General features: G+C 63.1%; 12 protein-coding genes. All 12 read right to left on the bottom strand.

Translation table 11 applies throughout. The features are described from left to right. Positions 1–217 precede the first annotated feature (217 nt). Positions 218–1258, bottom strand: coding sequence for an amino acid ABC transporter substrate-binding protein (locus AC5ZGW_RS08845; RefSeq protein WP_130226672.1), 1041 nt, complete (start codon positions 1256–1258; stop codon positions 218–220). Positions 1259–1310: 52 nt separating this feature from the next. Then, positions 1311–1904: a L,D-transpeptidase gene (locus tag AC5ZGW_RS08840; protein WP_130226671.1), complete on the bottom strand. Its 594-nt coding sequence runs from the start codon at positions 1902–1904 to the stop codon at positions 1311–1313. 159 nt (positions 1905–2063) lie between these two features. Then, entirely contained in the window at positions 2064–2192 is a 129-nt protein-coding gene (locus tag AC5ZGW_RS08835) for a DUF2474 domain-containing protein (RefSeq protein ID WP_130226670.1), read from the bottom strand. Continuing rightward, on the bottom strand, positions 2192–3205 hold the full coding sequence (gene cydB, locus AC5ZGW_RS08830; protein ID WP_130226669.1) for a cytochrome d ubiquinol oxidase subunit II: 1014 nt from the start codon (positions 3203–3205) through the stop codon (positions 2192–2194). The genes AC5ZGW_RS08835 and cydB overlap by 1 nt, the downstream gene beginning before the upstream one ends. Continuing rightward, positions 3202–4608 carry a cytochrome ubiquinol oxidase subunit I gene (locus AC5ZGW_RS08825; RefSeq protein ID WP_130226668.1) on the bottom strand — a complete coding sequence of 469 codons (1407 nt, stop codon included), beginning with the start codon at positions 4606–4608 and terminating at the stop codon, positions 3202–3204. Before AC5ZGW_RS08825 ends, cydB begins: the two co-directional genes overlap by 4 nt. Before the next feature lie 161 nt (positions 4609–4769). Then, on the bottom strand, positions 4770–5327 hold the full coding sequence (locus tag AC5ZGW_RS08820; RefSeq protein ID WP_130226682.1) for a thioredoxin family protein: 558 nt from the start codon (positions 5325–5327) through the stop codon (positions 4770–4772). An 11-nt stretch (positions 5328–5338) separates the two neighbouring features. Then, positions 5339–6040, bottom strand: coding sequence for a cytochrome c biogenesis CcdA family protein (locus tag AC5ZGW_RS08815; protein WP_130226667.1), 702 nt, complete (start codon positions 6038–6040; stop codon positions 5339–5341). Between the two features lie 234 nt (positions 6041–6274). Beyond that, positions 6275–6454 carry a hypothetical protein gene (locus tag AC5ZGW_RS08810; RefSeq protein WP_130226666.1) on the bottom strand — a complete coding sequence of 60 codons (180 nt, stop codon included), beginning with the start codon at positions 6452–6454 and terminating at the stop codon, positions 6275–6277. Positions 6455–6621: 167 nt separating this feature from the next. After that, the gene (locus AC5ZGW_RS08805) at positions 6622–7233 is read right to left on the bottom strand and encodes a sigma-70 family RNA polymerase sigma factor (protein WP_130226665.1); all 612 of its coding nucleotides are present in this window, start codon (positions 7231–7233) and stop codon (positions 6622–6624) included. Positions 7234–7493: 260 nt separating this feature from the next. Further along, a complete protein-coding gene (locus AC5ZGW_RS08800) occupies positions 7494–8231 on the bottom strand; it encodes a response regulator (protein WP_130226664.1) in 738 nt (245 codons plus the stop codon). Beyond that, the gene (locus tag AC5ZGW_RS08795; RefSeq protein WP_130226663.1) at positions 8228–9973 is read right to left on the bottom strand and encodes an ATP-binding response regulator; all 1746 of its coding nucleotides are present in this window, start codon (positions 9971–9973) and stop codon (positions 8228–8230) included. The genes AC5ZGW_RS08800 and AC5ZGW_RS08795 overlap by 4 nt, the downstream gene beginning before the upstream one ends. Next, complete coding sequence (locus AC5ZGW_RS08790; protein ID WP_165435275.1) at positions 9943–11958, bottom strand: sensor histidine kinase; 2016 nt, start codon at positions 11956–11958, stop codon at positions 9943–9945. Before AC5ZGW_RS08790 ends, AC5ZGW_RS08795 begins: the two co-directional genes overlap by 31 nt. Positions 11959–12010: the final 52 nt, after the last annotated feature.

Genomic DNA, 12010 nt, shown 5'->3' with positions numbered 1-12010 from the left:
TCGGTGCGCGTTGATGTGCCCTCGCCCCTTGTGGGAGAGGGCTGCTCCGCCGTCAGCAACTGATACGCTTGGGTGAGGGGTCTCTCTCGACGCACGCCGACGTTCGCGGAGGCAACCCCTCATCCGGCGCTTCGCGCCACCTTCTCCCACAAGGGGAGAAGGGAAGCGCGAGACGTCGATGCGGTTCGGAAGCTCGCAATGACGGCGTGCGAGACCTTTACCGGATCGGAGGCGCATATTGGATGCCGCCGGCGTTCCAGAGCTGGTTGAGGCCGCGCGGGATCTTCAGCTTCGACTCGCTGCCGACATTGCGGTCGTAGATCTCGCCGTAGTTGCCGACGTGGCGGATGATGCGGGCGGCCCAGTCCTTGGTCAGGCCGAGGTCCTCGCCATAGGAGCCTTCGGTGCCGACCAGCCGCATCACCTCGGGCTTCTTCGATTTCAGCGCCTCATCGATGTTCTTCGACGTGATGCCGAGCTCCTCGGCGTTGATCATCGCATACAGCGTCCATTTCACGATCATCATCCAGTCGTCGTCGCGCAGCCGCACCACGGGCGCGAGCGGCTCCTTGGAGATGATGTCGGGCAGGATGACGTGATCGTTGGGCTTGGAGAGGTTGAGCCTGAGCGCATAGAGCTGCGAGGCATCGGCGGTGATGGTGTCGCACTGCCCGCTGTCATAGGCTTTGACGACATCCTCGAGCTTTCCGAACTTCATCTCCGTAAATTTCATATTGTTGAGACGGAAATAGTCGGCGAGGTTGAGCTGCGTCGTGGTCTCCCCCTGCACGCAGACCTTGCTGCCGTTCAAGTCGAGTGCGGAGTCGATGTTGCGCGAGCGCGGCAGCATGAAGCCTTCGCCGTCATAATAGGCGACGGCGGGGAAATAGAGGTCGTAATTGGTCTCGCGCGACATGCTCCAGGTCGAGTTGCGCGAGAGGATGTCCACCTTCCGGCTCTGCAACTCCTTGAAGCGCTCGCTGGCATCGAGCGGGATGAATTTCGCCTTGGACGGATCGTCGAAGATCGCGGCCGCCACCGCGCGGCAGAAATCGACGTCGAAGCCGGTCCAGTTGCCCTTCTCGTCGGGGATCGAGAAGCCCGGCAGGCCCTTGTTGACGCCGCACAGCACTTCGCCGCGGCGGATGGTACGCTTCAAGGTCTTGGTGTCGTATCGCTCATAGGCGATGGCGGCGGCGCCGACCAGCACCGCAACCGCGAGCCCGATCAGCAGGCCGCCTCGAAATGTGCGCTTCATTATTTATTTCTCACCAGGTGTAGGTGTCAGGAAGGGAAAAGCGGGCGGGCAGTTACAGTTCGGGCTTCTGCCGGACGATGACCTTGGTGCCGACCGGGACGCGATCATAGAGATCGGCGACGTCGGCGTTGACCAGCCGGAAGCAGCCGGAGGAGATCGCGGTGCCGATGGTGTTGGGCTGGTTGGTGCCGTGGATGCGGTAGACGGTGGTGCCGAGATACATCGCGCGAGCGCCGAGCGGGTTGCCGGGGCCGCCGGCCATGAAGCGCGGCAGGTAGGGTTGGCGTGCGATCATTTCCGGCGGCGGCGTCCAGTCCGGCCATTCCGCTTTACGGGTGATGTTCAGGAGACCCTGCCACTGGAAGCCTTCACGGCCGACGCCGATACCGTAACGGATCGCGCGGCCGTTGCCCTGGATCAGGTAGAGATGACGCTCCTTGGTCGAAATGATGATGGTTCCCGGTGCCTCGTTGGTGCGGTAGTAGACCACCTGCTTGCGCCACTCCGGATCGAGCTCGACATTATCGTCGGGGACAAGGCCTGGCTGATCGCCGACATCGGGCGCCTGGGCCTGGCTTTGCGAGGCCGAAAGCATCAGGCCGCCTGCCGCAATGACCATCCAGATGAGTTGACGAAGTTTCGTCATACAAAGGTCTCCTCGTTGGCCCGCGGCCAAATGCATTGATGCTCCACCCAAATCAGGAAGCATCAAATCTCAGTGGCAGCTTGATGGCAAGTTTGGGGCGGAGGAGATAGCTCGCTGGAATACCTGCGATTTCCGTCATGACCCTGTAGTGCAGCGGTCTTATTGTGGTGCGATCCAGAGCCGCAGGCCGAACGAAATCAACGCCACGGTGCCGACGCCGCTGAGCCAAAGCGCGGCGAACCACATCAGGCGCTTCGCGAGCGGGCGTGGATTCTCCTCGTGCGGCATCAGTGATACCCGCTGCCGGGCCGCACCTTGCCGCGAAACACCCAATATGCCCAACCCGTGTAGGCGAGGATCAGCGGAATCAGGATCGCGACGCCGACCAACATGAAGATCTGGCTGTTGGCAGGCGAGGCCGCCTCCCAGATCGTGATGCTCTGCGGCACGATATAGGGATACATGCTGATGCCGAGGCCGGCATAGGACAGCAAGAACAACGCCAGCGTCAGGAAGAACGGCTGGTAGTCATATTTGTTCGCAAGGCTGCGCAATAGCAGCGCGGTGACGGCCGCCACCGCGAGCGGCACCGGCGCGGTCAGGATGATGTTCGGCCAGGTGAACCAGCGCTGGGTATATTGCACGCTGAGGAACGGGGTTGCGAGGCTGACGGCGACGATCGCACCGAGCATCGCGAACAGTAACGCCCAACTCAATTGATAGGCCTTGTCGCGCAGCGCGCCCTCGGTCTTCATCACCAGCCAGGTCGCGCCCAACAGCGCGTAACCCACCAACACCGATATGCCGGTCAGCACGCTGAACGGCGTCAGCCAGTCCCACCAGCCGCCGGCATATTGGCGGGCCTCGACATGCACACCCTGCAGGATGGCGCCGAGCGCAACGCCCTGGGCCAGCGCCGCGACCAGTGACCCGCCGAAAAAGGCGCTGTCCCAGCGGTTGCGTTCCCTTTGCGTGGTGCGCCAGCGGAATTCGAAGGCGACCCCGCGGAAGATCAAGCCGACCAGCATCGCGATAACGGGCGTATAGAGCGCCGGCATCAGCACGGCATAGGCGAGTGGGAACGCCGCCATCAGCCCGCCGCCGCCGAGCACCAGCCAGGTCTCGTTGCCGTCCCAGACCGGCGCCACGCTGTTCATGATGATGTCGCGATCCGCCTTCCTTGGAAACAGCGGAAACAGGATGCCAAGGCCGAGATCGAAGCCGTCCATGACGATGTAGACGAACACCGCGAAGGCGATGATGAAGGCCCAGACCGTGGCAAGGTCGACCGCGCCGCTCATGACGCGACCTCTGTTGCCGCGGCGGCGGCCGGGGTGATGCCGGCGGCGCGGGCGGGAACGTCACGCGGCGGTCCCGCTTCGCCGGGATGCGGCGGCGCCGCCATCAGCCGCAGCAGATAGATCACGCCCGCCGTGAACACCGCGAAATAGACGATGACGAAAGCGAGCAGCGAGGAGCCGACCGCAGGCGCAGCGAGCGGGGAAGCGGAGTCGGCCGTCCGCAGCAGGCCATAGACCGTGAATGGCTGCCGCCCGGTCTCGGTGGTGATCCAGCCCGCCAGCACCGCGATGAAGCCCGCCGGCCCCATCAGCATTGCGAAGCCGTGCAGAAAGCGCGAGGAATAGAGCTGACCGCGCCAGCGCATCCACGCGCTGAGCAGGCCGAGCCCCATCATCAGGAAGCCGAGCCCGACCATGATGCGGAACGACCAGAAGGTGATCGGTACCGGCGGCCAGTTTTCGCGCGGCACGGTGTCGAGCCCGTCCATCGGCGCGGTCGGCGAATGCTTCAGGATCACTGATCCGAGCTTGGGTATCTCGACGGCGAAGTCGACCCGGCCGGCCGTCTGGTTGGGCCATCCGAACAGGATCAGCGGCGCGCCGTCCTTGTGGCTCTGGTAGTGGCCTTCCATCGCCATGATCTTCACGGGCTGATGCTCCAGCGTGTTCAGCCCGTGCTGGTCCCCGGCCAGGATCTGGATTGGCGCCACGAAAGTCGCCATCCACATCGCCATCGAGAACATCACGCGTGGGCCGGCGAGATGCTGGTCACGCAGCAGATGATAGGCGCCGACCGCGCCGACCACGAGCGCGGTGGTCAGATAGGCCGCGAGCACCATGTGCACGAGGCGATAGGGGAAGGAGGGGTTGAAGACCACCTTGAGCCAGTCGGCCGCCACGAACTGGCCGCTCGCATTGATCGCGTAGCCGGTCGGCGTCTGCATCCAGGAATTGGACGAGAGGATCCAGAATGCCGAGATCAGCGTGCCGATCGCGACCATCAACGTGGCGAGAAAGTGCAGCCTGGGACCGACGCGGTTCAATCCGAACAGCATCACGCCGAGGAAGCCTGCTTCAAGGAAAAACGCGGTCAGGACCTCATAGGCCATCAGCGGTCCGATGACGGGCCCGGTCTTGTCGGAGAAGGCCGACCAGTTGGTGCCGAACTGGTAGGACATCACGATGCCCGACACCACGCCCATGCCGAATGCGACCGCGAAGATCTTCAGCCAGTAGTGAAACAGATTGATGAAGACCTCGCGCCCGGTCCAGAGCCAGAGCGCTTCGAGCACCGCGAGGTAGCTGGCGAGCCCGATCGAGAAAGCCGGGAATATGATGTGAAACGACATCGTGAAAGCAAACTGCGCCCGGGCGAGCGCAACCGCATCCCAGCCTTCGAACATGACACGCTACCCATCGTGAATTACGACGTGAGGTTATCACGCGTCCGATCGTAGTGAAAACATGTCAATATGACCAAGGCAGAGGGAGCGACCCGGCGCGGACCTGGCGCGGACCTGGCGCGCCGGGTTTGACGATAGTACTTTGGTTGTCGCAGAAGCGCTCAACTGTTGGCGTTGAGCAGCCGGGCGACGGTGCGGTCAATCTGCTCGTACTGTCCCTCGCCGTCGTGATGGAATACGATATGTCCATTCTGGTCGATGATGTACTGCGCGGGCCAATACTGGTTGCGGTAGGCATTCCAGGTCTGCGACTCATTGTCCTGCGCCACCGGATAGGTGATGCCGTGCCGTTTCAGCGCGGCCTGGACGTTGGACGCTGAGCGTTCGAACGGAAATTCCGGCGTATGGACGCCAATCACGACGAGACCTCGATTCCTGTACTTGGCGTCGAGCGCAACGACGTGGGGCAGCGTGTTGACGCAGTTCACGCAGCCATAGGTCCAGAAGTCGACCAGCACGACTTTGCCGCGCAGGTCAGCGATGTCGAGCGGCTGCGAGTTGAACCATTTGGTGATGCCGGCAAAATTTGGCGCGCTCTGTTGCGCCGCCGTGACCTTCGCCGCGGGCTCCTGCGCACGAGCGATATGGGGAGCGGTCATGCCGGTCAGGCAAACGGTGCCGATCAGCGCGGATATAAGTGAACGCAGGATCATGGTGATTTCCTTTGAGGTCAAAGGCCGATCTGGCCGTTGGGATAGAAGCTGGTCAGCCACGCCACGATCAGCGTGTCGTATTGGAAGTAGGAGAGGGCCGCGAACGCGATGATGACGACGCCAAAGCCCTGCTGCAGTCGCGGCGCGATCCGCGCAATGCTGCGGATGCGGGTCGTGACGGCCTGACCGCCGTAGGCGATGGCGAGCATCGGAAGCGCCGCCCCGACGGCGTAGACGACAAGCTGCAAGCTGGCCCAGCCGGTATCTTTCGACGTCGCGACAATGGTCAGGATCGAGCCCAGCACGGGCCCGGCGCAGGGCGTCCATACCAGCCCGAGTGTCGTGCCGAGCACGAAGCCGCCGATCAGGCTTTGCGATGGTGTTGCATTGCCCGGCGAACCGCCCGCGGTGAGCCCGGAAATCCGGATCGTCAGCCATTCGAACGGCGCGGGCCAGATCATCAATAGCCCGAAGCCGAGCAACAGGATCGCGGCGCCGGTTCGCAGCACGTTGGGATCGAAATCGAAGGCGCGGGTGATCGCGCTCAGCAGCAACGCCACCATCGAGAACGACATCACAAAGCCGAGCGCGATCATCGCCGGCCGCGCCTTGCTGGTCTGGCCTATCGATCCCCCAAGCAGGATCGGCAGCATCGGCAGGGTGCAAGGCGCCGCGACGGTAACGACACCTGCGAGCAGCGCCAGAACAAGATTCAACATCACGATCGTCCGTCACAACCCGGCCACGCCCAATGCCTGAGCCGGCAGTGTGATGTTGTTCGCGAAGACAAGATCAGACGTTACGTCTGCCTTATTCGGATGTGGTCACGTCTGTGTGAGGCTTCCACGGTGATTGTACGAGCCACAAAAGCAGAGCGACCCGGCTGGGGGGCATCCCGGCCGGGTCGTTAGAGGTCGTCTTGGGAGGTTAGAACTTGAAGATGTAAGAACTCGCTATCTGATCTCGCAGACTTCCGCGGCGCTCTTGGTGCTGCAATCGATAACCTGCTCGCGCACTGGCGTTGCACCGGCATCGCGCTGCGCGCGCGGGGCGACATTCTGGCTCGACAGCGTTGCAAGCGTAGCCACTGCGCCGAGCGGGATGATGAAGAAGCGGAAGGACGGCTTCAGCATGTCGTTCTCCTGTTCGGCGTTGGCGTTGCGTTCGATGGTTAACGTATACAGGCTGAGCTTTTCCGGGTGATGTCGTCGATTGTTTCAATTGTTTCGTGGCCGCCTTCTGGCTCCGAAGACGATCCGTACAATTTCCGGCCTTCCTTACGACATTCCGGATCGCTCCTTCACGCCGCGAGGCTTTCCACGCCGGCGCACCTCAGCAATTCGGCGAGCTGCTTGCGGGCATAGAACATGCGGGTCTTCACCGTGCTCTGGGGAATGCCGATGATCGCACCGGCCTCTTCCACTGACTTCTCGTGATAATAGACGAGGTTGATGATCTCGCGATGCGCCGGCGACAGCTTCGCGACGCAGGCGCGCAGGATCTCGCTGGTCGAGGCGCGGTCCAGCGCGGCTTCCGGCGTGTCGGCGTCGTCGACGATCTCGAGCACTTCTTCCTGCTCGATATCCTCGTGCCGGCGCTGGCGCAGCGCGGTCAACGCCTTGAAGCGGGCGATCGACAACAGCCAGGTGGAAACCTGCGAGCGGCCTTCGAACTGGTCGGCGGTGCGCCAGACGTCCAGGAACACCTGGCTCACGAGATCTTCCGCCACCGTGGTGTCGCGGACCATGCGCAGGACAAAACGGTAGACTCGGACGTTGTGGCGGGAATAGAGCACGTGCATGGCTGTCCGGTCGCCTATGGCGATCTTGCCGAGCAGCATTTCGTCGGATGTCTGGCGTGCAGCGGCGATATGATCGTTGGCTGCAGCGTTGATGGCGACGACGTTCGACATGACAGGCTCCCAGTTCGCCTTGGCGGCTTTCGTTGGGAGAATTGTTAATGAGCCACGGTTTCGGGATGTCTGCGCGAAAAGCGGAAAATGGTTTCATCCGTAGGAGAATTGTTTCGTCGGGGGGCGGGCGACGAAACATTCGGGGCAAAAATGCTAGTAATTTCAATGCGAGGAAAATGGCGGGGAGGTTGCGGATAGGGCGAAACCGAACGGCTCGTTGATACGTTCTCCCGCCCCCAGCATTGGGCGGGCGGTGAAGATCAGGCCTTTTCGCCGCTCGGTGAGAACAGATAGCCGCCGCCGCGGATGGTGCGGATGACCGCGGGCTTGGTCGGATCGATTTCGATCTTGCGGCGGATGCGCATGATCCGGAGGTCGACGGCGCGGTCGAAGGCTTCGGCGTCGCGCGCATTGGCCAGTTCGAGCAGCCGCTCGCGCGACAGCACCCGTTTCGGATTGGCCGCGAACACCTTCAACAGCCCGAATTCGGATGCCGTCAGCGGATGCTCGTTCCCCTCGTCGTCGCGCAGCGCCTGCGCCTGCAGGTCGAGCCATTTGGTGCCGAAGCGGACCAATTGTTCCTTCTCGGTCTTGGCGGCCGTCGCCTCTGGCGCTGCCGCTTTGGCCGGCGTGCTCCGCCGCAGGACCGAGCGGATCCGCGCCATCAATTCGCGCAGCTCGCAGGGTTTTGCCACGTAATCGTCGGCCCCGAGCTCAAGCCCGACCACGCGGTCGATCGGGCTCGCGGTCGCCGTCAGCATGATGACCGGCACATTCATCCGGCTCTTGAGATCGCGGATGATCGACAGCCCGTCTTCCTCGGGCATGTTGAGATCGAGCACCACGAGGTCGGGATGGTTGGTCTCGATCACGCTGCGCAGGCTCTTTCCGCCGTCGCACAGCGTCACGCCAAAGCCGTGCATCTTGAGATAATCACCGACCATTTCGCGGGCCGGTGCCTCGTCATCGACAATGATGATGTGCGGGCTCTGGGTCATGATGTCTCTGCTGTAGCAGGCAATGTAACCGTAAAGATCGAGCCTTGTCCGGGCCCGGGACTCTGTGCCGTTACATGGCCGCCATGCATGTCGATGATGCGCTTGACGATCGAAAGTCCTAACCCGGTCGAACTCTCCCCTGCTGTCGGCTTGGCTGACAGGCGCTGGAACCTGCCGAACAGGCGACCCAAATCCTCCGGCGAGAGGCCGGCGCCCTCGTCGGCGATCCGGATCACCGTGTTGTCGCCCTCATGGGTGACGATCACCGTGATCTTGCCGCCGATTGGTGAGTATTTGATGGCATTGCTGACCAGATTGTCGATTGCCTCGCGAATGCGGTCGGCATCGCACATGGTCACGAAATTCGGCGGTGCGGAGACCGAGATGCTCTGCTGCTTGTTGACTGCCAGCGGCAGGTTCGCTTCGGCGACCTCGTTGATAAGAGCCGCGACATCGACCGGTTCGCGGCGGATGGTGATGTCGAAGGCGTCGGCCATCGCATCCGAGATCAGATGATCGACCATCGACGTCAGGCGCTTGGTGGCATCCCTGATGTGCTCGACCTGGGTCGCGACCGCCTCCTTTGGCGAGCCGGCGCCGATCAATTCGGTCAGCATCTCGGTGCGGCCGAGGATCACGCCGAGCGGGTTCTTGAGGTCATGGGCAACCGTGCCCAGGATCTCGTTCTTGAAGCCGTTGGCACGCTGCAATCTCAGCCATTGCGCCGAAAGCCGGCGGTTGGCCTGCATCAGTGCCCGGGTGCGCTGGGCGACGCGGTCCTCGAGCTGCGTGTTGGCCTCATGAAGCTGCTGGTAAAGGATCACGTTGTCGAACGCGATCGAGAGGCGGCTACTGAAGATCTCGACCAGCGCACGGTCGGTGTCGGAGAGCTGGCGCTCCGCCTGCAACAGCACCACGACTTCGCGGCCGCTGCCGGTGCGCAAATAGAGCACGCTGCGGTGGTCGGCGAATTCGTTCTTGCGACGCTGGAAGGCGGCTTCCACCATCTCGCGCAGATCAGGATCGAGCGATTTCGAGCTGGTGGTGCCGATGAAACGGCTGTAGCAGCCGGAGCCTGCCAGCACTGACAATTCGCTGCCCGCGCCGTCATCGCGCAGCACAAGGATGCCGGCGCACTCGACATTGAGCAGCGAGGCGAGCTGGGTCAGCACGCCCTCGGCAAGCCGCTGCATCGATTTGAAGTCGTAGAGCGTGGAGGCGGCGTCGATGATGATCTCGAGCCCGCGCCTTGTCTGCACCATGCGCTCGAGCTGCTGATAGCTGCGCAGCGCCGCCGTCAACGAGGTGAACAGCTTGTCGGCGGTGAGCTCGGTCTTGGCCTTGTAGTCGTTGATGTCGTATTGGACGATCACGCGCCGCTCCGGCGCCTGTCCCGGCTGTCCGGTGCGCAGGATGATGCGGACGGTCTCGTTCTTGATCTCGTTGCGGATATATTCGACGAGCTCGAGCCCTGCGACGTCGGTCTCCATGATGACGTCGAGCAGCACGGCGGCGATGTCCGGATGCTCCCGCATCAGCTTGCGACCTTCCGCCGCAGAATAGGCCGACAGGATTTCCAGGGTGGCCCCGTTCAGGCTGTAGTCGGACAGCGCGAAGCGGGTCCCTTCATGCACTGCAGCATCGTCGTCGATGACTGCCACTTTCCATTTGCGTGCGGACGAATCTTCCGGTGCGAGCCCGGTGTCGTCGATCAGGTGGAGGACATCGTCCTGTTCGGCCATTGAGCAGTTCCGTCATTGGCTTGGTCCGCGATCGTGGGCTCGCCCGTAGGCTGCCCCTTGGCGATTCTCGGCATGATAATGCGAAAAGTGGTGCCTTGTCCCACCCTTGACTCCAGCACCATGCGACCGCCGAGCTGCTGGGTGACAAGATTATAGACAATATGCAAGCCCAGCCCGGTGCCGCCTTCGTTGCGCCGCGTGGTGAAGAATGGATCGAACGCCTGGCGCTGCACGTCCGGCGTCATGCCGGCGCCGTTGTCGGCGAAGATGATCTCGATGTCGTCGCTGCCGCGGGCCCGCGCTGAAATCGTGATCGTCCCCGATCGCCGGTCGGCGAACGCATGATTGACGGCGTTAAGGAAAAGATTAGTTAAAATTTGTCCGTAGGAACCGGGATAGCCGTCGATTATCAGGCCTTCCGGCACGTCGACGGTGAGGGCGATCGCGGCTTTCTTCAGCACCGGCCGCAGGCTGGCGACGATCTGGTCGGTCGCTTCGCTCAAGGAAAACTGGCGGCGCTCGGCATGTGAGCGGTCGACCGCCACCTGCTTGAATGACTGGATCAGTTCGCCCGCACGCTGCAGGTTGGCGACGAGCTGCTGCGCGGCATCGCGCGAGCTTTTCACGAATTCGTCGAGCTTGGAGCGGCGGAGCTGGTCCGATTTCAGCTCGTGCTCGAATATCTCGGTGCGGCGCGCGAAGCTCGAGGCCACCGTCAGGCTGATGCCGATAGGGTTGTTCACCTCATGGGCGACACCGGCGACAAGACCGCCGAGCGCCGCCAGCCGCTCGGCATCGATCAGGTTCTGCTGCGCCGTATTGAGTTCGAGCAGCGCGCTCTCCGCCCGTTCCTTGGCGGCGCGCAATTCGTCCTCGGCCTGGCGCTTGGCGATCGCGTTCTCGCGGAACACTTCCACCGCGCGCGCCATCGCGCCGACCTCGTCCTTGGCATCGGTGCCCAGCACGTGGCGATCGTAACTGCCCGACGTGATGGCGTGCATCGAGGCCATGATCTGCTGCAGCGGCAGGCGGATCGAGAGCGCGATCAGGACGCCCGCGGAAACGATGATGCCGAGGAAGATCACCGCGATCGAGAGCACGCGGCGCGAAATGTCCGACAGCGTCCGGTCGAAGGTCTCCTGCGCCTTCTGCTCGCGCTGGCGCATGTTGATCGAGAGATCGTCGATGACGCCGATGGCGTCGGCCTGGCTGGCGTCGATGGTGTTGCGGAGCAGCTCGGTGCGGCTGGCGAGCTGCTCGGTCAACTTGCCCAATCCCTCGCGCAACGCTTCGGTTCGCTTGTTGAGCCGCGCCAGCGCCAGGCGCTGCAGGTCGTTGTCGGCGAGGTCGATCATGACCGGGATCGTCTTCTCGATCGTCTCGGTGTTGCGGCGGGCCTCTTCGGCGGATGCGCTCGAGAGCGACAGATAATAGGCGTTCGCCGCCACCAGCATCGCGGTGAAAGCCTCGCGGGATTTGCCGAGCGATGGCCAGATCAGCGCGTCGCGATGGCCGGTGGCGCCTTCGATGATGGAGTAGAGACCGGCCATGTCCTTGGCCGGCCCGAGCACCTGCTCCTCATAGGTCTTGGTGATCTTTGCCTGCACGGCGCGCAATTCGCCGAAGCCGTCCAGGAAGCGGCTGGTGACGCGCTCGAGCTGCTCCACCGACCCCGACAGCATCGGATCGGTGGCGGCGCGCGTGGTCAGCGTGCCGAGCACGGCTTCGCGGAGCAGCAGGATCTCGGCGAAAAGCTCCGGGCTCGGCTGGTTGATGTAGCGGTGGATCAGGTTCTGCAGCCGGCTGGTCTCGGTCTCGAGCTTGGCCAGGATCTTGTCGGACTCCCGGACCTGCCGGACATCCTCCCACGCCGAGCGAAGCACGGTGGCGCCGTTCCAGATCAACGCCGCCAGCACCACCACGACCGCCGAGTTCAACAGCGCGATCGACAGGATGCGCCAGCGGATCGGCACCGCCCGCAGCATCTGGACGATCTGCACGCGGCCGCGCGCGGCGAGGCTCGCCTGCCGTCCCACT

Source organism: Bradyrhizobium sp. Crot121 (assembly GCF_059512385.1).
Note: the sequence above shows the minus strand (reverse complement) of the source record. Positions and strands in the feature narration are given on the sequence as shown.